This is a genomic window from Kitasatospora sp. NPDC058478, assembly GCF_042720345.1.
In the GTDB taxonomy this organism is placed as follows: domain Bacteria; phylum Actinomycetota; class Actinomycetes; order Streptomycetales; family Streptomycetaceae; genus Kitasatospora.
The window spans coordinates 89,779-109,852 of sequence record NZ_JBHXML010000013.1 but is presented as its reverse complement, the minus strand read 5'-3'; the positions used below and the strand labels follow the sequence as shown (position 1 = coordinate 109,852).

Annotated in this window: 23 protein-coding genes and 3 pseudogenes; 20 read left to right on the top strand and 6 right to left on the bottom strand. The window is 73.9% G+C overall.

Annotated features, from left to right (window positions below):
* Positions 1-58 precede the first annotated feature (58 nt).
* The 7 genes and pseudogenes from ACFWPT_RS10235 (at position 59) to ACFWPT_RS10205 (ending at position 5,670) form a co-directional block, all read left to right on the top strand.
* Positions 59-985, top strand: coding sequence for a hypothetical protein (locus ACFWPT_RS10235; protein WP_380480915.1), 927 nt, complete (start codon positions 59-61; stop codon positions 983-985).
* 52 nt (positions 986-1,037) lie between these two features.
* A complete protein-coding gene (locus ACFWPT_RS10230; RefSeq protein ID WP_380375873.1) occupies positions 1,038-1,520 on the top strand; it encodes a hypothetical protein in 483 nt (160 codons plus the stop codon).
* 118 nt (positions 1,521-1,638) lie between these two features.
* The gene (locus tag ACFWPT_RS10225; protein WP_380480913.1) at positions 1,639-2,187 is read left to right on the top strand and encodes a DUF1707 domain-containing protein; all 549 of its coding nucleotides are present in this window, start codon (positions 1,639-1,641) and stop codon (positions 2,185-2,187) included.
* 162 nt (positions 2,188-2,349) lie between these two features.
* A complete protein-coding gene (locus ACFWPT_RS10220; protein WP_380378246.1) occupies positions 2,350-3,465 on the top strand; it encodes a hypothetical protein in 1,116 nt (371 codons plus the stop codon).
* Between the two features lie 190 nt (positions 3,466-3,655).
* Positions 3,656-4,183 carry a hypothetical protein gene (locus tag ACFWPT_RS10215; protein WP_380480910.1) on the top strand — a complete coding sequence of 176 codons (528 nt, stop codon included), beginning with the start codon at positions 3,656-3,658 and terminating at the stop codon, positions 4,181-4,183.
* A 14-nt stretch (positions 4,184-4,197) separates the two neighbouring features.
* Positions 4,198-5,041: pseudogene (locus ACFWPT_RS10210) on the top strand (transposase); the annotation flags it as partial.
* 50 nt (positions 5,042-5,091) lie between these two features.
* Positions 5,092-5,670, top strand: coding sequence for a maleylpyruvate isomerase N-terminal domain-containing protein (locus ACFWPT_RS10205; RefSeq protein ID WP_380480908.1), 579 nt, complete (start codon positions 5,092-5,094; stop codon positions 5,668-5,670).
* Positions 5,671-5,737: 67 nt separating this feature from the next.
* On the opposite strand, the gene ACFWPT_RS10200 is transcribed toward ACFWPT_RS10205, so the two are convergent.
* The 3 genes from ACFWPT_RS10200 to ACFWPT_RS10190 are packed head-to-tail and all read right to left on the bottom strand — an operon-like array spanning position 5,738 to position 6,677.
* Complete coding sequence (locus ACFWPT_RS10200; protein ID WP_380378252.1) at positions 5,738-5,932, bottom strand: hypothetical protein; 195 nt, start codon at positions 5,930-5,932, stop codon at positions 5,738-5,740.
* A complete protein-coding gene (locus tag ACFWPT_RS10195) occupies positions 5,929-6,240 on the bottom strand; it encodes a hypothetical protein (RefSeq protein ID WP_380480905.1) in 312 nt (103 codons plus the stop codon). The genes ACFWPT_RS10200 and ACFWPT_RS10195 overlap by 4 nt, the downstream gene beginning before the upstream one ends.
* Positions 6,237-6,677: an ATP-binding protein gene (locus ACFWPT_RS10190; RefSeq protein WP_380480903.1), complete on the bottom strand. Its 441-nt coding sequence runs from the start codon at positions 6,675-6,677 to the stop codon at positions 6,237-6,239. Before ACFWPT_RS10190 ends, ACFWPT_RS10195 begins: the two co-directional genes overlap by 4 nt.
* Before the next feature lie 262 nt (positions 6,678-6,939).
* On the opposite strand from ACFWPT_RS10190, the gene ACFWPT_RS10185 reads away from it, so the two are divergent.
* The 5 genes from ACFWPT_RS10185 to ACFWPT_RS10165 all read left to right on the top strand — a co-directional run bounded on the left by ACFWPT_RS10185 (position 6,940) and on the right by ACFWPT_RS10165 (position 10,932).
* Positions 6,940-7,803 carry a helix-turn-helix transcriptional regulator gene (locus ACFWPT_RS10185; RefSeq protein WP_063353000.1) on the top strand — a complete coding sequence of 288 codons (864 nt, stop codon included), beginning with the start codon at positions 6,940-6,942 and terminating at the stop codon, positions 7,801-7,803.
* A gap of 24 nt (positions 7,804-7,827) precedes the next feature.
* Complete coding sequence (locus tag ACFWPT_RS10180; RefSeq protein WP_063353001.1) at positions 7,828-8,037, top strand: DUF397 domain-containing protein; 210 nt, start codon at positions 7,828-7,830, stop codon at positions 8,035-8,037.
* An 876-nt stretch (positions 8,038-8,913) separates the two neighbouring features.
* Positions 8,914-9,507 (top strand): PadR family transcriptional regulator, encoded by a 594-nt coding sequence (locus ACFWPT_RS10175; RefSeq protein ID WP_380480900.1) that lies wholly within the window; start codon positions 8,914-8,916, stop codon positions 9,505-9,507.
* The gene (locus ACFWPT_RS10170; RefSeq protein WP_380480898.1) at positions 9,504-10,394 is read left to right on the top strand and encodes an NAD(P)H-binding protein; all 891 of its coding nucleotides are present in this window, start codon (positions 9,504-9,506) and stop codon (positions 10,392-10,394) included. Before ACFWPT_RS10175 ends, ACFWPT_RS10170 begins: the two co-directional genes overlap by 4 nt.
* The gene (locus tag ACFWPT_RS10165; protein WP_380480896.1) at positions 10,387-10,932 is read left to right on the top strand and encodes a cupin domain-containing protein; all 546 of its coding nucleotides are present in this window, start codon (positions 10,387-10,389) and stop codon (positions 10,930-10,932) included. The genes ACFWPT_RS10170 and ACFWPT_RS10165 overlap by 8 nt, the downstream gene beginning before the upstream one ends.
* Before the next feature lie 39 nt (positions 10,933-10,971).
* Here ACFWPT_RS10165 and ACFWPT_RS10160 read toward each other — a convergent pair whose 3' ends face one another.
* Positions 10,972-11,859 carry a fructosamine kinase family protein gene (locus tag ACFWPT_RS10160; RefSeq protein WP_380480894.1) on the bottom strand — a complete coding sequence of 296 codons (888 nt, stop codon included), beginning with the start codon at positions 11,857-11,859 and terminating at the stop codon, positions 10,972-10,974.
* Between the two features lie 118 nt (positions 11,860-11,977).
* Here ACFWPT_RS10160 and ACFWPT_RS10155 point away from each other — a divergent pair, with 118 nt between their 5' ends.
* Positions 11,978-12,541 (top strand): YbaK/EbsC family protein, encoded by a 564-nt coding sequence (locus tag ACFWPT_RS10155; RefSeq protein ID WP_380480892.1) that lies wholly within the window; start codon positions 11,978-11,980, stop codon positions 12,539-12,541.
* Between the two features lie 198 nt (positions 12,542-12,739).
* A pseudogene (locus ACFWPT_RS10150) lies at positions 12,740-13,108 on the top strand (SDR family NAD(P)-dependent oxidoreductase); the annotation flags it as partial.
* 57 nt (positions 13,109-13,165) lie between these two features.
* Here ACFWPT_RS10150 and ACFWPT_RS10145 read toward each other — a convergent pair.
* Positions 13,166-14,785 carry an FAD-dependent monooxygenase gene (locus tag ACFWPT_RS10145; protein ID WP_380480890.1) on the bottom strand — a complete coding sequence of 540 codons (1,620 nt, stop codon included), beginning with the start codon at positions 14,783-14,785 and terminating at the stop codon, positions 13,166-13,168.
* Complete coding sequence (locus ACFWPT_RS10140) at positions 14,778-15,365, bottom strand: PadR family transcriptional regulator (protein WP_380480888.1); 588 nt, start codon at positions 15,363-15,365, stop codon at positions 14,778-14,780. The genes ACFWPT_RS10145 and ACFWPT_RS10140 overlap by 8 nt, the downstream gene beginning before the upstream one ends.
* A 196-nt stretch (positions 15,366-15,561) precedes the next feature.
* Here ACFWPT_RS10140 and ACFWPT_RS10135 point away from each other — a divergent pair, with 196 nt between their 5' ends.
* The 6 genes and pseudogenes from ACFWPT_RS10135 to ACFWPT_RS10110 all read left to right on the top strand — a co-directional run bounded on the left by ACFWPT_RS10135 (position 15,562) and on the right by ACFWPT_RS10110 (position 19,894).
* Complete coding sequence (locus ACFWPT_RS10135) at positions 15,562-16,098, top strand: hypothetical protein (protein WP_380480886.1); 537 nt, start codon at positions 15,562-15,564, stop codon at positions 16,096-16,098.
* Positions 16,099-16,121: 23 nt separating this feature from the next.
* Positions 16,122-16,319 (top strand): annotated as a pseudogene (locus ACFWPT_RS10130) (SAM-dependent methyltransferase); the annotation flags it as partial.
* A 359-nt stretch (positions 16,320-16,678) separates the two neighbouring features.
* Complete coding sequence (locus ACFWPT_RS10125; RefSeq protein WP_063350794.1) at positions 16,679-17,068, top strand: WXG100 family type VII secretion target; 390 nt, start codon at positions 16,679-16,681, stop codon at positions 17,066-17,068.
* Complete coding sequence (locus ACFWPT_RS10120) at positions 17,068-18,795, top strand: alpha/beta hydrolase (RefSeq protein WP_380480884.1); 1,728 nt, start codon at positions 17,068-17,070, stop codon at positions 18,793-18,795. Before ACFWPT_RS10125 ends, ACFWPT_RS10120 begins: the two co-directional genes overlap by 1 nt.
* Positions 18,792-19,400 carry a hypothetical protein gene (locus ACFWPT_RS10115; protein WP_380480882.1) on the top strand — a complete coding sequence of 203 codons (609 nt, stop codon included), beginning with the start codon at positions 18,792-18,794 and terminating at the stop codon, positions 19,398-19,400. Before ACFWPT_RS10120 ends, ACFWPT_RS10115 begins: the two co-directional genes overlap by 4 nt.
* Positions 19,401-19,411: 11 nt before the next feature.
* Positions 19,412-19,894, top strand: coding sequence for a hypothetical protein (locus tag ACFWPT_RS10110; RefSeq protein ID WP_380480880.1), 483 nt, complete (start codon positions 19,412-19,414; stop codon positions 19,892-19,894).
* Positions 19,895-20,074 lie beyond the last annotated feature (180 nt).

Below are 20,074 nucleotides of genomic sequence, written 5' to 3'. Positions count from 1 at the left end.
ACGTGTCAACCCGGGCCGGGCGGGGCGACGCGGGCCTGCCGGCGCCTAGGATCGGCCGGTGCACCGGAGGAATCTGACAGCGGCCGACGGCGAATCCTGGGGCGGCCTGGGCCTGGAGCTCCCCCCTGCCACCGAACCGGGGCTGCGGCCGCGGACGGCGAACGGGAACCTGATCGTCCTGTCGCAGGGTCCGCGGGTGGTGCTCACCGGCAGGATCGACGACGACCGGTGCGGCGTCGAGTACTCCCGCACGGACCACTACCGCTCCCCCATCGCCCCCCTGCGGGCCGCCGAGGCACGCGCGGTCGCCGAGGCGTGCTCGGTCGCCGGGCCGGGAGGGCCGTCCTGGTACGCCCGCTGGGCACACCGCTTCGCCGGCGCCCTGCACGCCCGCGCCTCCGGCCCGCTCCACGAGGGGCCGTGGGTGCTCTCCCCGCGGCTCGCCCGCGAGGGGATGGCACCGGCCGCAGGCGGGCCGGGCGGCCAGTGGCGCTCCCTGCTGCTCGACGGCCATCCCGACGGCTACATCGACTGGTTCGACGGCTCGTGGCGGGTCATGCCGCTGCGCCGGATGCCGCCACCCGACGACCCCCGGGTGAAGGCCTGCCGCAAGCAGGCCCGGGAGGGCATCCTGGCGCCCGTCCTGCTCTGGTGGTTCAGCGGACTCAACTGCCATGCGGTCCTGGACGGCCACGCCCGCCTCGGCGCCGCCATCGCCGAGAACCGCGAGCCGGCGGTACTGGTCCTGTCCCGCGCACCGTCCCGGGAGCAGACCGGGGCCCGGACGGACAGCGCCCTGTCGACCTACCGCCTCACCATGTCCCTCCTGGACGGTCCGCATCCGGTGACGGACCGCCAGGGCCTGGCCGGGGCGGCGGGCCGCCTGCTCGCCGCCCAGCTGCACAGCCTCAAGGCCGACTACGCGCCCACCCGCGCATGGCCGTTGCCGTCAGGCCCACCCGCCCGGCCCCGGCCGTTGCCGTGAGCCGCCGAAACGACGTGGCGCCCGGGCACCGCCCTGCCGCAGGATCGGCCCCGTGGAAACGGTGATGCAGTGGGTCCGCACGTCATGGACCGGACAGTCCCGGGGCGGACCCGAAGCCGCCCGGCGCAACGCGGCCCCGACCGCCTTCTTGCTGCCGCCCGGCTCACCGCCCCTCGTCCACGAGGTCCGGATGCACGAGTCCGACGGCTTCCGGCCCCGTTCCCTGACACACGAGAGCACACCCGGCTCCCGCACGGACACCGGCGTGCTCCTCCAGGAGGCCGGCCACCTGCTGCGGGTCCAGCTCGTCGCGACGCCCTTCGGCATGCCGCGCCGACGGCGCCGCCCCCCGGCACTGCGCCTGGCCCGCGGGCAATGGCTGCGCTGGCAGATCAACTACCGCTTCGCCCACGCGCACGACGGCGCGTGGACCTACCGGCTCGACACGCTCAACATCGCCCACGGCCCGGCACCTGCCGACCTCTTCCTGGGCACCCCCACCCTGCGCGTCAGCGAACTCGCCGCCCTGCGCTGACCGCACGCCGCCCGACGCGGGGCCGCGATCCTGCGCGCACCGGCTCCGCGCGGCACCGGCCGTTCCCGCCAGGGGCCTTGGCGGGTTCGCAGCGCAGGCGCGGCGCTAGGCTGTGGCGGTGACCTCGCTGCCGGAAGACCTCTCGCCCCTGGCCGGCGACGACGACCGCGACACGGCCGTGCAACGCCTGCAAGAGGCGTACAGCCAAGGGCGCATCTCCCACGAGGAGATGGACGAACGCCTCGACCAGGCGCTCACCGCCAGGACGCAGGGCGCACTCGCACGGTCCCTGGCCTCGCTCCCCGAGCCGGGCGCGGGTGCGGGCACCGAGGCGACGATCGGCGCCGCCACGGGACGCATCCGGCGCAGCGGCGCCTGGCGGGTGCCCCGGACCCTCAAGGTCGTCTCCGCGCTCGGCAGGGTGCACCTGGACCTGTCCCGGGCGATCTTCGAGCACCCGGTCGTCGACATCGAACTGCAACTCGGCACCGGCGGCGCCAGGATCACGGTGCCCCACGACGCGGTCGTCGACATCGAGGGCATGCACGCCGGCTGGAAGGAGGCCCGCTACAAGCCCCCGCGGCACCCCACCCCCGGCGGCCCCACCATCCGGATCTCCGGGACCACCGGGTTCGGACGGCTGAAGGTCCGCCACGCTCGGCGCTGAGGCCCCGGCCCGGCCGACCGGCGCCGCAACTGGATCAGGGCGACGACGCGGTGGTCGTGCTGCGCGAACAGCGGTGTGACCGCCGGGGGACGGCCGTGCGGGCCGCCGCGTCCCGCTCGCCGCGCCGTCGGCCCGACCGGCCTCCTCCCTAAGATGGGCTGCATGCGTGAACTGACCTCCGCTTCCTCGCCGGTCGAGTGGCGGATCGACACGGCCTCCGGCGCTCGGCTGGTCACCCTGAGGGACGAGGGCGGGCTGTCGTTCCGCAGCGTCTGCGGTGGAGCGGGCGAGGCGGTGGTGGTCGCCGCCAACCGGCACAGGGCGGACGGCGGTGACGACACCCTCTACCTGACGGTCGGTCCGGACGGTGTGGAGGAGATCACGGTGGAGCACGAGGGCGTCAATCCCGCCCTGTACACCGGCCCGGACGGCAACCCCTGGGTTCGGATGTCCGTGCTCCAGGACGGCGTGGACCAAGAGCCCGACACCCTCCTGCCGTTGCGGGGACGGGGCAGGTGGGAACAACCGCCGCGCACCTCCGCCTTCGCGGGCGACTTCGTCGGGTGGATCGGCGACCGTGCCTTCTGGCACCTGGACGACGTCTTCGACGAACGCCGGCCGTCCCGGGTCCAGGCGGCAGACCTGGAGTCCGGCGCCGGCGGGCCCCGGTGGCGGGTCCGCCGCCCGGTGCGGCTGCCGTTGCCTCAGTCGCAGTACGCGGTGGTATGCACCGACGGGGCGCAGCTGGCAGTACTCGCGCTGGACGCGGATCCGGCGGGACCCGCGACGCTGCGCATCCTCACCCCGGACACCCTCGCCGTCGAGCGGGAACGTCCCGTCCTGCGGGACCCCGAGGAGGCGTTTCTGCTGCTCGCCGAAGCCCACTCCGACGGCTCGGCGCTGCTGTACTCCGTCGCCGACGACGGCCGGGTCAGCGCGGTCCGCCTCGACGGCACCGGCGCCCGGTCCACTGCTCCGGCCGGCGTTCTGCCGGACGGGCCCTTCGCGGTCTGGCCGGTCCACGGCCCCGGGCACCACGCGCTGCGCTTCACGACGGAGCACACGAACGGCCTGCTGGTCCTGGACGGCGCCACCCCGGTGGCGCTGTGGGCCGGCGCTCCAGACCGCTACCGCGACTCCGTCACGGGACGCGAGACGCGCTTGGGAGCCGACTGGGGACTGCCGGTCCTCGTCGGCGCGGCCGCGAGCGGCAGGAGCCACGCGCTGCTCCTGCGGCCCGAGGACGACCGGACCCGGCTGGCCGTCCTGTTCGGCTAGGTCCAATGCCACTGACTTAACAGCGATCGCGAGCCGCTGACCTGTGGCGATGCCTCGGTCGGAGGGTCGCGGAGGACCGCAAAGTCAGTGGCATTGCGGCTAGGCCCTGTCCGGCCGATCTTGGCGGATCAGCCCGCGGAGCGCCCCGGTGGTACTTTCGCCGGACCTCTCGGAAGGGGTGGACAGACAGATGGACGGGGACATGCGGCGGGCGGCCGTCGCGGCGCTCGCCGAGCTCGGGCGCAGCCGCGACTACCGCGACCGGGCGGACGCCGGTCGCGCCCTGGCAGGCTTCGCCGAGCTGAGGGAGGCCCGCAGGCCGCTGCTGGCGCTCGTGCTCGACGCAGGCGACACCTTCGTCACCCGGGTGAGCGCACAAGCCCTGCTGCGGCGAAACGACCTGGCCGGGCTGGCGATCGTCGCGTCCGCACTGGCAGTGGCCGACGACAACCACGGCGACTGGATCCACACCGCGGTCCGCGATGTGTTCGGCGTCTTCGCCGACGACCGGGACGACGCGGTACGGCTGTGCGAGGAGCTGTCGCGGGCCGCCGACGACCGCGTCGCCCTGGGGGCCCGTCGGCTGCGCGACAGTCTGGCCGGGATCGATCCCGTTCTCCGCCCCGCAGCAGCGCGGGACGGACGCCAGCGCTCTGACCGCATAGGTTCACCGGCTTCCTGCCTGGGCGAAGGCTGGGGCCGATTGGACGGGGGCTGACATCCCATCCAATGTTCGTCGTCCAGACGGCCGCCACCCGCCCGACCAAGCTCGCCCAGCCCTTCACCCGCTGGTCCATCCGCAAGCTCGCCGCCTACATCCGCAAGGTCCACGGCCGGGTGATCCGCATCGACCGCGAGGCCCTGCGCTGCCTGCCCGCCCGACGCGGCGCCACCTTCCGGCGGGCCAAGACCTGGAAGGAGTCCACCGACCCCGGCCGCGACGCCGCGCTGGACCGGATCGAGCACGTCCCGGACCGCTTCCCTGACCGCGTTTTCGCGTTCGACGAGTTCGGGCCGCTCGGCATACGCCCGACCGGCGGATCCTGCTGGGCCGAGCAGGGCCGGCCGGACCGGGTCCCGGCGACCTACCACCACACCCACGGCATGACCTACTTCCACGGCTGCTACTCCATCGGCGATGACACCCTCTGGGGCGTCAACCGTCGCCGCAAGGGCACCGCCGATAGCCTGGCCGCGCTCAAGTCGATCCGCGCCGCCCGCCCCGACGGCGCCCCGATCTACGCGATCGTGGACACCTCTCCACGCACAAGGGCGCCGAGATCCGCCAGTGGGCCCGGAAGAACAAGGTGGAGCTGTGCTTCACCCCGACCAACGCCTCCTGGGCCGACCCCGTCGAGGCGCACTTCGGACCGCTGCGCCAGTTCACCCTCGCCAACTCCAGCCACCCCAACCGCCCCGTCCAGAACCGTGAACTGCACCGCCGCCTCCGTTGGCGCAACGCCAACGCCCGCCACCCCGCCACCCCGACGTCCTGGCCGCCCAACGCCGTGAACGCGCACGCATCCCCGGCGAGAAGGGCCTCCGCCGGGGCGGACGCCCCCTCGCAAGCGCGGCAGCCCAACCGTGGACGGATGAACCCTCCTGTCGCAGCCGTAGCATCGCCGGATGCGCTACATCGACAACCGAGACGTCAACGAGGCCGTGACCGAGATGATGCGGGTACTTGGCCCGCACGACGCGGAGGACTGGTCGGTACCGGCAGGTCCGCTGGAATGGAGCTGCTGGACGACGGCCGCCCACATCGCCCATGACCTGCTGGCCTACGCCGGGCAGATCGCCGCACGCCCGACGGACGCCTACCTGCCCTTCGACCTCGCCGTCCGCCCGGACAGCTCCCCACGCGAGGTGCTCCAGGTGGTCACCGCCTGCGCAGGGCTGCTCGGCAGTGCACTGGCCACGGCCGGCCCGGAGGCGCGGGCCTGGCACTGGGGTCCTTGCGACCCGTCAGGCTTTGCGGCAATGGGTGTCGCCGAGGTGCTCCTGCACACCCACGACATCACCCAGGGGCTGGGCGTGCCATGGCTGCCCCCGGCGCCGCTCTGCGCGGCGGTACTCCACCGGCTCTTCCCCGAAGCTCCACCCGGTGACCCGGCCCATGTCCTCCTCTGGTGCACCGGCCGGGGCGATCTGGAAGACCGCCCCCGCCGCACCTCATGGATCTGGCGCGCGGCAGTGGCCGAGTGATCAGACCTCTCGCAGGAAGACTGAGAGGCGCCCCCGTACACGGCGAACGGTCCCGGTCACAGCACAACTAGCGCGAGGGCGCCTGGCGGGCGGCGCGGTCGGCGACGGCCCGCAGCAGGGCCTCGGCACTGCCCGGGGCGGCCGCCCAGCGCCGTATCTCGGCGTGGGCGGCGCGGCGCCCCGGACTCAACGCCCGTACGGGCAGGGAGAACTGGCCGCGCAGGCACCACCACCTCACGACCCGGGCGCAGCTGCGCCTCACCTCGGGTCCGGGAGCTCGTCGATGCCGTCAGCGGGGCGCAGGTGGATGGGGTGGGCGTGGATGCCGACGAAGGCGATCGTGCGCAGCGCGCCGAAGTCGGTCAGCCGGCGGGAGATGAGGGCGGTGGATTCGGGGGCGAACAGGTCGGCGAGGTAGGCGGCGTGGTCGTCGTCGAGGGGAAGGCGGGCCAGGGCGGTGCGCACGGCCGCCAGGGCGTCGGCGAGCCGGGTGAAGGTGGCGGTCTCGGTGACGCCGCCGATCTCGACGGTGACCGGGTGCGGGTAGTCGCGCGGCGGGATGGTGGTCACGCGGCGGCGCCGCTCTGGGGTCCGAGGACCGCCCACACCGCCTTGCCGACCCCGCCCGCGCACGGTCGGCAGCCCCACTGGAGGGCGAGTTCGGACACCAGCCACAGCCCCCGCCCGCATTCCTCGTCCCCGTTGACGCGACGCAGCACGGGCTGCCGGGAGTCGGCGTCGTGGACCTCGATCCTGAGGTCGTCGGCCGAGAGGGCGAAGCGCACGAACAGCAGCCGGTCGGACGGGGTGCGGGCGTGCTGGACGGCGTTGGTGACGAGTTCGCCGAGCACCAACCCGGAGTAGTCGGAGAACAGTTCACCCCCCTGGTGGTGGGAGAGGAAGCCGCGCAGCAGCCCCCGCGCGGTGGGCACGGACTTCTGGTGGCGCGACAGCCAGCAGGAGTACTCCCCCACGGCGGGGGGCGGGATCTTCAGCGTTTCGGACATGGCGACGCCTCCTCGGCGGCGGAGCGGGAAAGCGTGATCCGGGCACGTGAGGCAAGGCCCGAGGACCGTCGGCGGGCATGGGGATGCCCGGGCGACGATCCATCATGATCACGCTGTGTCTTTCATGGACTACTGCCTGTAGCATGCCACTGCGCCAATGCCGTCTGCAACAAGAACGACTGCAACCGTGCAGATTTGCGAGGCGCGTGGCCCCGACGGTCCGTCACGGGGCAGACTGGGCAGTTCAAGGGAGGAATCGCGCATGACCGACGAACCGAGGCCGACCGTCCGCGGCCGCCGCCTGGGGTCGGAGCTCCGTCGGCTCCGGGAATCAGCGAACAGGACCACCGAGGACGCCGCGTCCGCGCTCGCGTGCTCGCGCGCGAAGATCAGCCGGATAGAGACCGGCGCGGTCGGGATCCGCCGACTGGACCTCGGCGTCCTGATGGACCTGTACGGCGTCACGGAGCCGAGGGACCGCGATTCCCTTGAGACGCTGGCCCGCGACAGCAAGAAGCGCGGCTGGTGGCACGACCACGGCGATACGATCCCGCCCGCCTATGTGGACTTCCTCGATCTGGAAGCAGACGCTCGCTACATCCGGAACTGGCAGCCACTGGTCCTGCCAGGCCTGTTGCAGACCGAGGACTACACCCGCGCTCTGCTTCAGGCCAACCCGGCTGTTGTCCGCCCGGAACGCATCGACCAGTTGGTCAGGCTCCGGATGGAACGCAAGGAGGTTCTGACCAAGCCCGATCCGGCCCGACTCTGCGCGATCATCTGGGAGCCGGCCCTCCGATGCCCGGTGGGCGGCGCCGATGCACACCGCGCGCAACTGGGCTACCTCGTCGAAGCGGCGCAACTCCCCAACGTCACCTTGCAAGTGGTTCCGCTCGACATCGGTCCGACCGCTGGCGCCTGCGGGGCATTCGTGATGTACGGATTCACTGGCTCCCCTACCTCGGGAGCAGTGTTTCTGGAGAATCTGACGAGCAGCCATTACCTGGAACGAGAGGCAGAACTCGACGGCTACGGGCTCGTCTTCGAGGACCTGCGATCGTCAGCCCTGAACCCCGCCCAGTCGCTGGATATGATCACCGCAATCGCGGCAGAGACAGCGAGTTAAGAGATCAGACAAGAGGGTGAGCGCATGACCAAGCCGAAGATCTCCGCTCGGGGCTGGTACAAGAGCAGCTACAGCGCACAGGCGAACGAGTGCGTCGAGGCGGGGAACGTCGTCGCTGGCGGCATGGCCGTCCGCGACTCGAAGGACCCCAGCGGCCCGGCCTTGGTCTTCCCGGCCGACGCCTGGTCCGCTTTCCTCACCGGGGTCAAGGCTGGCGACTTCCCCACCGCCTGACCCGCCAGCCACCCCCGTCGCAGCCCCGGCCGCGCGGCCGGGGCTGCGACGTACCGTGAGCGCGAAGGACCCGTCCCAGCGGATCCACCAGGCCTCTGAGCGGGAGCCGAACAGGCGACCCGGCAGGGCGCGGGCCCGCAGCAAACCGGTGGTTCCGCGCAGGAAGTCGGACCGGCCGACTTCTCGCGCTTCAGTCCGCCCTCGCCGCCCTGCGGGGTGCGGGGCACCGCTCCCCCGCCGTGCTCGCCGACGCCGACAGCCAGGCTCCGGCGGCAATCCCGCGCCTGCGCCCTGGACTTGAAACCGAGCACGAGACTGCGCGGCCGCGGCCCGCCGACCTCGACGCTCAACCGGTAGCGAGGCGTCCCACGCACCCACCCCACCGCCTCGACCGGCAGGATCACCAGGCCGAACAGAACAACGAGCACGAGAAAGACCGGAAAGCCGTCGGAACAGGCCGCGCCGCCGTCCGGCGGAAGGCCGTGAACAGGTCCGTACAACCGCAGCACCACGGGGATGCCGTCCGGCCCGACGACCCGCCCCGCCGACCCCATCGGCGTACCGGGCCCGCGATCTCCGACCCGACCGGCCCGCCCGACCCGCACCACGGTGGCCACGACCGCCCCGCACAGGTACTGGAGACAGCCGGGACGGCCAACCCTGTTGTACCGGCGGCCCCTTGCGGGGAGCAACGGGGCCGCAGGAACGATTCGCCCCGAGTCGCGCCCGCCCCCGGCAGCGGACGCGCCTGCGTGGGAAGTCGGACCGGCCGACTTCCCACGCCCCGGCCGCACCCGCACCCGCACCCGCACCCGCACCCGCACCCCGCCCATAATCGCGTTTGACTATGGCCCGTAGTCGTGTTCGACTAACACTGTGAGCACTTCGCGACTCTTCGCACTCAGCGCGCTGGCCCGGGGCGGGCCGATGCACGGCTACCAGATCCGCCAGGCGGCACAGCTCGACCGCACCGAGCTGTGGACCGACGTCAAACCCGGATCGCTCTACAGCGTCCTGCACCGGATGGCCGATGACGGCCTGGTCGAGGTGGTGCGCAACGAGAAGGTCGGCAACCCGCCCGAGCGGACCGTCTACGCGATCACCGACCAGGGCCGCCGGGAGCTCGCCGCCCTGCGCGACGCCGCCCTGCGCAAGGTGCGCCTGCTGCCCGACCCGGTCGACCTGGCCCTGCAGTACACCGCGGACCTCACGGACGAGGACCTCGCCGGGGCCGTCGCCGCGCGCCGGCAGGCCGTGGCCGACCAAGTGGCCCTGTTCGAGGAGCAGTTCGAGGCCGCCCGGCCGGACCTGACCGGCCTGGAACCGTGGATCTTCGAGCACTGCCTCGCCCGCCTGAAGGCCGACCTGGCCTGGCACGACGACCTGCTCGACACCCTGACGAAGAACACCCTGCCGAAGGGCACCCTGCCGAAGAACAGCCTGCCGAAGGACACTGGGAGGACCCTGTGATACTCGTGACCGGCGCGACCGGCACCGTCGGCCGCGCCCTCGTCGGCCACCTGGCCGCCCTCGGCGCCCCCGTGCGCGCCGCCACCCGCCGCCCCGAACGGGCCCGCCTGCCAGGCGGCGTGGACGTCGTCGGCGCCGACCTCGGCGAGCCGGACAGCCTGGCCGCCGCCCTGCGGGGCGTGCGCAAGGTGTTCCTGCTCTCCGACGGCCCCGACATCCCGCGCCACGACGCCAACCTCGCCGCCGCGGCCGCCCGCGCCGGCGCCGAGGCCGTCGTCAAGCTGTCCTCCGGCCGGGCCGCCGACCCGGACGCGGACGACCCCGTCGCCCGCTGGCACCGCGCGGGCGAACAGGCCGTCCAGGACAGCGGCCTGGCATGGACGTTCCTGCGCCCGATGGGCTTCATGTCCAACACCCTCGCCTGGGCCGGAGCGATCCGCGCGACCCGCACCGTCCGGGCCCCGTTCGCCGCCGGCCGGGTGTCCGTCATCGACCCCGCCGACATCGCCGCGGCCGCCGCCCACGCCCTGACCCGGCCCGGACACGACGGCCGGGCCCACCTGCTGACCGGCCCCCAGGCCCTCACCCCCGGCGAGATGACCACGACGCTCGCCGAAGTCCTGGGCACCCCACTGGACTTCACCGAGATCCCACCCCCCGCCGCCCGCCAGGCACTCCTGGACCACGGCCTGCGCCCGGAGACCGCCGACGCGGTCATGGCGCTGCGCGCCGCCTCCCTCGAACCGTTCGCCGCGACCGTCACGCCCGCGGTCCAGCAGCTCACCGGCCGCGCCGCGACACCGTTCCGGGCCTGGGCCGAACGCCACCGCGAGGAGTTCACCGGGGAGTTCACCGAGGACCCCGGCGCGGAGCCCGGCCGTGGCTGACCCCCACCGCGCGGAACCCGGCAGGGAGTCTGGCCGGGAGCCCGGCCGGGGCGGCGTCCACCGCGAACCCGTCGCCCTGGCCCCCGGGCACGGCGGGCGCCACCACGTGCCGGGCAGCCCGTACGTCGTCAAACTCGCGGGCGCCCAGAGCGGCGGATCGATCGCCGTCCTGGAGTCCACCTTCGAACCCGGCCAGGGCGCGCCACTGCACCTGCACCGCGGCCACGACGAGACGTTCTACGTCGTCAGCGGCGCGTTCCGCCTGCGGTGCGACGAGCACACCACCGAGGCGGGCCCCGGCGGCTTCCTGCACGTCCCGCGCACCCACCCGCACTCCTTCACCGCGATCGGCGACACCCCCGCCACGATCCTGGTGACGCTGACCCCGGCCGGCTTCGAGGAGTTCTTCATCGAGGCCGCCGCCCTCGCCGCCGGCGGCCGCCCCGACCGCCGGACGATGCAGACCCTCCTGGCCCGCTACGACCAGGAACTGGTCCCCGACGCACCGCAGGACCACCACAGACGAGAAGGCCGCTGAGGACGGCGCAGCGGGCACCGGGCCGGACGGGCGGCCGCGCTACCGGTAGGTGCGCAGCACGTCGAGGAGGTCGCCGGTGTGGCCGTCGCGTGCGCCGAAGTGGGCGGCGCAGCTGAGCTGTTCGCGCAGGTGGAGCAGCCGCATGCGGTGCTGCCAGCCGTCGGTGAGGGGGTGGTGTTCGCGGTAGGCGTCGAAGAAGCGGGCGGGGACGCCGCCGGTGCAGAACATCATGCTCAGGTCCGTCTCCGCCCATGTCCAGGACACCGCCGGGTCGATGAACGCCGGTGTTGCGTCCGGGCGGGCGAGGATGTTGGCGTGCCACAGGTCGCCGTGGGTGAGGACGGGCGGTGCGGCGGGGAGGAGTCGGGGCAGCCGGTCGCAGATGCGTTCCAGGTCGGCGCGGCCCCGGGGTCCGAGTGCCTGGCGTGCCAGGGGTTCGTCGAGGTAGCGCAGCAGGCGGTGGCGGGCGAAGAGCTCGTGTCCGTCCTGGGTCCAGGGGTTGCGCTGTGCCAGGCGGCCGAGCCGGCCGTCCTCGGCCCAGCCGAAGCGCTGTCCGGTGGTGGTGTGCAGGCCGGCCAGCGCGTGTGCGGCGCGTTCCCAGAAGGCGGTGTCGTGCGCGGGCGGCTGTTCGAGGGCTTCCAGGACCAGGCCGTCCGGGTGCAGGGCCGGCACCCGCGGGGTCGGCAGGGCGCCGTGGGTGCGCAGGGCCTGCAGGCCCTGGGCCTCCTTCGCGTACGCGTCGGGGGCCAGTGCCGGGGTGGATTTCACCACCACGCGTCCGCCGTCGGCCAGGGTGACCAGCCAGACGGTGTTCGCGGCGCCGCCGGCCAGGCGCACCGCGTGCGCCGGCGGGCCGGGGAGCAGGTGCGGCGGCGGACCGTCCTGTCCGGCGGCCGCCTCATCGATGTTCTGTGCAAGATCTTCCATGGCGGGCCCCTTCCCCGCGCCCGGCGCCACCGACTCCGGCCGGCACCGGATTTCGCCGCCCCAGGGGCAGCGGCAGGGCCCGCGCCAGGCCTGCCGGGGGCGCGGTACAGTCCGCTTCATGAACGAGAACGTGCGCGCCCCGTTCGGGAACTTCACCCTCGTCCGCACGGCGGTCGAGGTCTGCGACGACCTCGCCGCCCCCGTCACCGACGCCTTGACGAACGCGGACGCGCACGGGTGGGCCGGATCCGTGCTGTACGTGGACACCGACCCCGACAAGGCGGACACCGCGGTGTTCTGCCAGGCCTACGACGTGCCGCTGGAGCTCTCCGCGAACTGCGTGGTGGTCGCCGCCAAACGCGGCGGCGACGTCACCCTGGCCGCCTGCCTGGTGCGCGCCGACACCCGCCTGGACGTCAACACCGCCGTGCGCAGGCACCTGGGCGCGCGCAAGGCCTCCTTCGCGCCGGTGGACGTCGCCGTCGCCGCCACCGGCATGGAGTACGGCGGCATCACCGCCGTCGGCCTGCCGGGCGGCTGGCCGCTGCTGGTCGACGAGGCGGTGGCCGCCGCCCCGCACGTGCTCATCGGCAGCGGGCGGCGGCGGGGCAAGCTGATCCTCCCCGGCTGGGCGGCGGCCCGGCTGCCCGGCGCCGAGGTCCTCCCCGGCCTGGCCGCCTGAGCCCGGCGGTGGCGGGACCGGCTCGGGCGACGGCCCGCCGGCCTGGGGCCGAGGCGTGCGCGTCCGTGTCCGTGTCCGTGTCCGTGTCCGGGAAAGGGCGTCACCCCCGCGTGGCCTGAGTGAACGTCAAACTCGGGTGAGTCCGACCTTGTCGGGTCAAACGGTGGGGTCTCGGCGGAACATGATCAAGGGGTGGACATGCGAGACCTCGGCGGGAAGGTCGCGCTGGTCACCGGCGCCGGCCGGGGCATCGGGCGGGGCATCGCCGAACGCCCGGCCCGGGACGGCGCCCTGGCCGCCGTGCACTACGGCAGCAACGAGGCGGCGGCGAAGGAGAGCGCCACGGCCATCGCCGGGGCCGGCGGCCGGGCGTTCACCGTGGACGCCGAACTGGGCGTTCCCGGCGACGTGGACACCCTCATGGCCGGGCCGGCGGCCGGGCTGCGCGCGCACGGGGAAGCGGCGATCGACATCCTGGTCCACAACGCCGGGCTCAACCTCATGGGGCGCCCGATCGAGGTCCTCACCCCCGAGGAGTTCGACGAGATGGTCGCGGTCAACGTCAAAGCGCCGCTCTTCCTCACCCAGCGGGTGCTGCCACGGCTGCGCGACAGCGGCCGGATCCTACGGGAGGCCGGGCGCCCCCGGCACCGGCACCGCCGCCGGCCCGAACCACAGGTGCAGGGCCGCGAGCAGCTGTTCGGCGGCGGCCCGGGGCGGTGCGGTGGGCGGTGCGGTCCAGGCGGCGTGGCCGTCCGGGCGCACCAGCACCGCGGACGTGTCGGGCAGGGCGCCGGGCCGCACCGCCGCCGCGCTCACCCGGTCCGCCCAGGGGGCGGCCGCCGCGCGCAGCGCCTCGGTGGCGGTGGTGTCCTCCAGGAGCAGGGCGCCGGCGCCGGTGCGGGCCAGCAGCGGTATCAGGGCGCCGTCTTGGAGGGTGTCGCGCTGCAGGGGGATGTCCGGGACCATCGCGCCCTCCCAGGGGTGGCCGCTGCCGTGGGGGGCCGGGTAGCGGGTGGCGATGCCGGTGATCTCCTCGGCCAGGGGGCCGGCCGTCTCCTTGGCCTGCGCGAGTTCGGCGAGCAGGTCGCGCACCGGCGCGAGTTCCTCGTCGTCGCCGGCGAGCAGCGCCTGGGCGCGGGTGTTGCGCAGCAGTCTGGCGCCGGCCGCGTGCCGTTCGCTGTGGTAGGTGTCCAGGAGGGTTTGGGGGGCTTGTCCGCGGGCGACGAGGGCGAGTTTCCAGCCGAGGTTCATCGCGTCGTCGATGGCGGCGTTGACGCCGATGGCGCCGGCGGGCGGGTGGATGTGGGCGGCGTCCCCGGCCAGCAGCACCCGGCCCCGGCGCAGCCGTTCGGCCAGGCGGGCGGCGTCGCCGAAGCGGGTCAGCCAGTGGGCGCGGGCGATCGGGACGCGGCGTCCCAGGGCGTGGTCCAGTGCCTGCTGGAAGCGGGGCAGGGTGAGCGGTTCGTGCCGGTCCCGGGGCGGGTGGGGGTCGGCGGTGAGCAGGCGGAGGTAGCCGGGTCTGGGGATGGCGAACACGGTGCCGCCCGGGCCGGTGTTCACGCCGAAGGGGATCTGCTGGGGGTCGGTCGGGACCACGTCCGCGAGCAGGGTGAAGCGGCGGGCGGGGGTGCCGGGGAAGGCGATGGCGGCGAGTTCGCGCACGGTGCTGCGGCCGCCGTCGCAGCCGGCCAGCCAGCCGGCGCGCAGCAGCGCGGGGCCGTCGGGGGTGTCGGTGTGGGCGTGGACGCCGTCGTCGTCGAGGTCGAGGGCGCTCAGGCGGTGGCCGCGCAGGATGCGCACGCCCAGGTGGCGGGCGTGTTCGGTGAGGATCTCCTCCACCCTGGTCTGGGCGATGCCCAGGACGTAGGGGTGGCGGGTGCGCATGGCGGCGAGGTCGAGGCGGGCCTGTGCGGTGAACGCGGTGGTCGCCACGGTGGGGCCTTCGGCGAGGAGGCGCTCGGCCAGGCCTCGGCGTTCCAGCAGTTCCAGGCTGCGGGCGTTGAGGTTGAAGCCGCGGCAGAAGCCGGGCGGGGACGGGTCGCGTTCCAGGAGCACGGTGCGCACGCGGGCCAGGGCCAGTTCGCAGGCCAGCATCAGGCCGGCGGGGCCGGCGCCGACGACCAGGACGTCCGCTTCACCGGCCCCGACGGCGCTGGTACCGGAGGCAGGTAAGCGCTGCCCGGTGGGGGCCGGCGCGGGGGCGGGCGTGGCGGCGGGGGCGGGTGCGGGGGTGTCAGGCATCGGGGGCGGCCTCCGGCCAGGCCAGGGTGCCCTGTTCGATCTCCTCGGCGGTGCGCAGCACCCATTGGCGTTCGGCGTGCAGCATGGCGTGGGCGTACTCGGCCTCGATGACGAACAGTCGGGGGGCGTGGTGTTCGTGGGTGGCGCTGTGGTGGGCCTGTTCGCTCTCGGTGATGCGGGTCTGCAGGGCGGCGGCCCGTTCGCGCAGGGCCTGGGCGGCGCGGTGCGGTCCCAGGGCGCCCAGGTAGCTGACGGCGGACAGGAATTTCGGGTATTCGCGGGAGGGTTCGCGGATGAGTTCGTCCAGCCACTGGGTGAAGTACTGCCGGCCCTGGGGGGTGTGGCGGTAGACGGTGCGGGCGGGGCGCGCGCCGACCTGTTCGGTGTCGGTGGCCTCGATCCAGCCGTCGCGGGCCAGGGCGCGCACCGTGTCGTAGAGCGAACCGGTGGTCAGTTTGAAGGCCTGGTCGAGGTGGCGCTCGCGCAGGGTGGTGGCCATGGCGTGGGGGTGCAGGGGCTGTTCGAGGAGCAGGCCGAGCAGGGCGAGGGCCAGGGGGTTGGCGGGTCGTTTGGCGGTCATGGCACTCCGTGGTCGCACGCGGGGGCCGGGGCTGGGGCCCGGACCGGTGATACTCGGATCGTACTACTCGGATCCGAGTATGTGGAAGGGGTGGTCCGAGTCGCCCGCCGCGGCGCGGCGCCGCACCGGCCTTGCGGTGCAGGGGAGTTCGGGCCCGGCCGTTGCCGGGGCGCCGCCGGGTGCGATCATGGCGGGCGTGGCTTTTGACGACGCGCGACCCCGGACCGGCCTGGCCCATGAGCGCTGGCGTGCCCGCCAGGCGCCCCACGGGGACTTCATCATGTACGGCGACGGGTCGCTGTCGGTGATGCAGCTCATGCGGTTCTCCCCCGCCGGCCGGCGCCACGACCCGCGGGCCCAGCAGTGGAGTTGGGGGGAACTGCTGCGGGCCACCGCGTGGACCCCCACCGACTGGACGGACGTCGACACGACGTTCGCCGCCAGCACCCACGCCGGCAGCCGCGCGCTCGCGGGCGAGGCGTCCGAGCACGGCAGCATCGGCTGGGTCGCGCTGACCCGCGACGACGACGAGAACACCCTGGAGTGGCTCGCGATCTCCTGCTCCTCCAACCCGTTCGCCGACGTCACCCTGGACGACACCGCGGTGACCGCCACCAGCACCCTGGGACGGATCTGGACCTTCCCCCGCGACGCCCCGCAGCAGGTGCGGATCACCGAGGACCCCGCCCACCCCTGGCCCTCCCCCGCCGGGCCGGCGGACCCCGCCCCCTGAACCGCCCGGCCGGGCCGGCCCCGGTGACCTTCCGGTGGACCTGTGTGTTCGCCGCCGACGGGCAGCAGCTCACCTCCACCTCCACCCTGCGCTTTCGCCAACGCGGCGAGGTGGAGGCGGACTTGGCCGCACACGGCTTCATCCTGCGCGAGGTCCGCGACGCCCCCGACCGGCCGGGCCGCGAACTCGTCTTCATCGCCGCCCGACCACCGCAGCCGTAGACCGCGCCCGCGCCACCACCCGGCCGCCCCTACCCACCGACCCACCGGCCCCGGGTCCGCCGTGCGCGCCCGGGTGACGGGGCGCCACCCCCCGGGACACGGGCCCCGGTACGTCCCCGGACGCCCGCCGCCCGCCCGCCGCCAGGCCGTCACCGGGCAGGCGTGGGCCCGCGGCCGGGCCTGCGCCGGTGGGCTGATCTGCTATTTTCGCCATGCTTCGACGCGAACCGTACAAGCGTGCGGTTTCGCATGCCCGCACGGGACCCCGGCCACGAGCCCGGCCGCGGCCCCGGGTGCGGGCCCCGGGGCGGCCCCAAGCGGGCACAGCAGTCGGTCGACCAGCGGGGGGACGGGATCCATTGAACGCGTACGCGGGCTCCGACGGGCCGGGCCTGTACGGGCCCTACGGTCCGCCGGCGGGCGGGCCGCTGTTCGGGGTGAACCCGGCGGACCTGGACGCGGCGGCGAAGGTCGCCAAGGACACCGGTGAGGCGATGCCGGGCGAGCTCAAGCACATCCACGAGCCCTCCGACACGGCGGTCGCGGCGCTGTCTGGCTGGCGCACCGGGGCGTCGCTGCACGCCTGCACGGCGGCGTGGGAGGAGTGCCTGAACAAGCTGGCCTCGGAGGTGGACGGGGTGAGCCTGAAGCTGGGCCAGACCGCGGGCAACTACCGCGGCACCGACTCGGGCAACGCCGGCGCCCTCAAGGCGCCCGGCGCCGGGCCCTACGCGCCGGCGGTGAACTGATGGTCACCCTCGCCCAGCTGCGCGACGCGGACCTGTCCGGCCTGGCCGGCGCCGCCGGCGCCTACGACACCCTGGCCGGCGCGTTCGGCAAGCACGTCCAGGCGATGAACACCGAGGTCACCAAGCACGTCTTCAACAGCCAGTGGGTCGGCACCGCGGCCGGCGCCGCCAACGCCTCGCTGCAGCGCACCAGCGGGCGCCTGGACGCCGCGCACACCGAGATGTCCGCGGTGTCGGGGCTGCTGCGCGAGGCCTCGGAGAGCTTCCAGCTGGCGCAGTCCAAGCTGAAGGAGGCCCTGAAGGAGGCGCAGGGCGCGGGGCTGACGGTCGCCGAGGACGGCACGGTCAGCTGGCCGGCGCCCTCGCAGGCCGAACGCCACGACCCCGGCTACGACACGCCGCAGCGGGCCAGGGCGCTGGCGGACCGCATCTGCCACGCCGTCACCGAGGCCGACGGCGCCGACCAGAAGATCGCCAAGCTGCTGGACGACCTGACCGTGCGGGCCCGCACCGGCACCGGCCTGGACCTGGCGCAGGCCGGCGCCGACCGCAAGGCCGTCGACGAGCTCGGCACCGGCCTGATGGCGGCCGGCTGGCCGCCCGCCGGCGCCGCCCCCACCGAGGTCAACTCCTGGTGGAAGGGCCTGACCCCGGACGAGCAGCAGCGCCTGGTCCAGGCCCACCCCGACCTGCTGGGCATGCGCGACGGCATCCCCGCCACCGCCCGCGACCAGGCCAACCGCCTCAACCTGGCACACCTGATCGACACCTACGAGCACAAGCCGAACCCGTCGGACGACGAGAAGCAGAAACTGGAGGGCTTCCGCGCGATCCGGGACAAGCTGAACGTGCAGAACGGCCGGCAGCCGCCCGCGTTCCTGCTGGGCGTCGGCGAACAGGGCCAGGGCCGCGGCATCCTGTCCTTCGGCAACCCCGACACCGCGAAGAACGTCAGCGCCTACGTGCCGGGGCTGGGCACCAAGCTGTCCTCCGTCGGCGGCAAGGACGCCGACCGGGCCCTGAACGTGTGGAACGCCGCCCACATCGCCGACTCCGGTGCCGAGGTCGCCTCCATGATCTGGCTCGGCTACGACCCGCCGCCCGGACTGGAGAAGGTCCTCGACGGGGACCCCCGGCCCCTGGAGGTGACGGGCACCGACCGCGCCGCCAAGGGCGGCGCCGCCTACGACACGTTCATGGCCGGACTGCGCGCCACCCACGAGGGAGCGCCCGCGCACCTGGTCGCCCTCGCCCACAGCTACGGCTCCACCACGGTGGGCCTGGGCGCGCAGCTGCCCGGCGGCACCGGCGCCGACGACATCATCCTGGTCGGCTCCCCCGGCACCGGCGCCGACAAGGCCTCCCAACTGCACATCGACCCCCACCACGTGTGGGTCGGCGACGCCGAGAACGACCCGGTCAGCCACCTGCCGGCCAAGGGCCGGGTCGCCACCGACGTGGTCCTGGGCCCCGTCCTTGGCCCCGTCGCCGACGACCTCTACCAGACGTTCGCCCCCGACAACCAGCTCTGGTTCGGCCAGGACCCCGCCAGCAAGGACTTCGGCGCCAACCGGTTCGCGGTCCCCGACGGCAAGTCCCTGTCCCTGGACTCCCACTCCAACTACATGAACAGCTCCTCCGACACCGCGACCGCGGAGTCGATCAACAACATCGGCCAGATCGTGGCCGGCAGGTACGACGCCGTGACACGGCAGGAAGGCCGATGAACATGGCAACCCCGACCGCACGACGGCTCGGCCTCACAGCCGCCACGCTGGCACTCGCCCTGACGGCCTGCGGACACACAGGCGCGGGCGTGGGCGACGAGCACCCGGCACCCCAGTCCCTCACCACACCCGAACAGGCCGTCCAGAAACTCGACGCGCTCCTGGACGAGGCGCTCTCCGGCATCCAGCCGCCGCTGCGCCACTGGGACGGCTGGCCGCGCTCCACCGAACAGAGCGGGGGCATCGACGACCACTCCAAGGGCTATGCCACCGCCACCCGCGACCGCCACATCACGACCAAGGTCTCCAAGGCCAAGTACACCGCCCTGATGGACATGGCCGAACGCGACTGGAAAGCCAAGGGATACAAGATCACCTCGGTCAACCCCAACCAGCCGGCCCTGTTCGCCGCCACCCCGGACGGATCCTCCGTCGCGATGCTGTTCGGCGCCGCCGGCAACATCACCCTCCAGGCCTCCGGCGGCGGCCACATCCCCGTCATCCGCGACCGCGACCCGTTCGGCACCCCCACCCCCGACCCCGTGACGGCCAACGGCAACCTCGACGTCATCCCCACGGACGACGACCCGTTCTGGTCACACTGAGAGCCGCCCCCATGACCCCCGAACAGGCCGTCCACGCCCTCGACGCGCTCCTCGACGAGGCGATGTCCGCCATCCGCCCCCCGCTGCGCCACTGGGACGGCTGGCCGCGCTCCACCGAGCAGACCACCGGCGGCCTCCAGGACCGCTCCCTGGGCTACGCCACCGCCACCCGCGAGCGGCACGTCACCACCAGGGTCGCCCCCGCCAGGTACGGGGCGCTGCTGGGCGTCACCGAACGCGGCTGGCAGGCCCGCGGCTACCGGATCACCGCCGTCAACCCCCGCCAGCCCGCCATGTTCGCCACCACGCCCGCCGGATACGGCGTCGCGGTGCTGTTCGGCGCCGCCGGGAACATCACCTTCCAGGCCACCGTCGGCCCCATCCCCGTCATCCGCGACCGCGACCCCTTCGGCACCTACGTGCCCGAACCGACCCTGCCCAACGGCAACCTGAACGTCCTGCCCCGCCACGACGACCCGTTCTGGTCCGCCTGACCGGCAGACGCACCGCCAGACGCACCGGCAGACCCGCTGGCGAGCGCACCGGCGGGTGTGCCGGCGGCGGCACCCGCAGGCCCTCCCGTGTCCGAGAAGTGGCCGCCCGGCGTCCGGGGCCGGGGGCGCGCAGTAGGATCGGCGGCGTTGTCACCACATTCCACCGCTGGTAGGAGGCTT

What these genes read in the sequence shown, in the direction of transcription:
- ACFWPT_RS10220 (WP_380378246.1), top strand. Translation starts at nt 2,350, where the DNA reads ATGCGTGAACTGACCTCCGCTTCCTCGCCGGTCGAGTGGCGGATCGAC.
- ACFWPT_RS10215 (WP_380480910.1), top strand. Translation starts at nt 3,656, where the DNA reads ATGGACGGGGACATGCGGCGGGCGGCCGTCGCGGCGCTCGCCGAGCTC.
- ACFWPT_RS10205 (WP_380480908.1), top strand. Translation starts at nt 5,092, where the DNA reads ATGCGCTACATCGACAACCGAGACGTCAACGAGGCCGTGACCGAGATG.
- ACFWPT_RS10190 (WP_380480903.1), bottom strand. Translation starts at nt 6,677, where the DNA reads ATGTCCGAAACGCTGAAGATCCCGCCCCCCGCCGTGGGGGAGTACTCC.
- ACFWPT_RS10185 (WP_063353000.1), top strand. Translation starts at nt 6,940, where the DNA reads ATGACCGACGAACCGAGGCCGACCGTCCGCGGCCGCCGCCTGGGGTCG.
- ACFWPT_RS10180 (WP_063353001.1), top strand. Translation starts at nt 7,828, where the DNA reads ATGACCAAGCCGAAGATCTCCGCTCGGGGCTGGTACAAGAGCAGCTAC.
- ACFWPT_RS10160 (WP_380480894.1), bottom strand. Translation starts at nt 11,859, where the DNA reads ATGGAAGATCTTGCACAGAACATCGATGAGGCGGCCGCCGGACAGGAC.
- ACFWPT_RS10155 (WP_380480892.1), top strand. Translation starts at nt 11,978, where the DNA reads ATGAACGAGAACGTGCGCGCCCCGTTCGGGAACTTCACCCTCGTCCGC.
- ACFWPT_RS10145 (WP_380480890.1), bottom strand. Translation starts at nt 14,785, where the DNA reads ATGCCTGACACCCCCGCACCCGCCCCCGCCGCCACGCCCGCCCCCGCG.
- ACFWPT_RS10140 (WP_380480888.1), bottom strand. Translation starts at nt 15,365, where the DNA reads ATGACCGCCAAACGACCCGCCAACCCCCTGGCCCTCGCCCTGCTCGGC.
- ACFWPT_RS10120 (WP_380480884.1), top strand. Translation starts at nt 17,068, where the DNA reads ATGGTCACCCTCGCCCAGCTGCGCGACGCGGACCTGTCCGGCCTGGCC.
- ACFWPT_RS10115 (WP_380480882.1), top strand. Translation starts at nt 18,792, where the DNA reads ATGAACATGGCAACCCCGACCGCACGACGGCTCGGCCTCACAGCCGCC.
- ACFWPT_RS10110 (WP_380480880.1), top strand. Translation starts at nt 19,412, where the DNA reads ATGACCCCCGAACAGGCCGTCCACGCCCTCGACGCGCTCCTCGACGAG.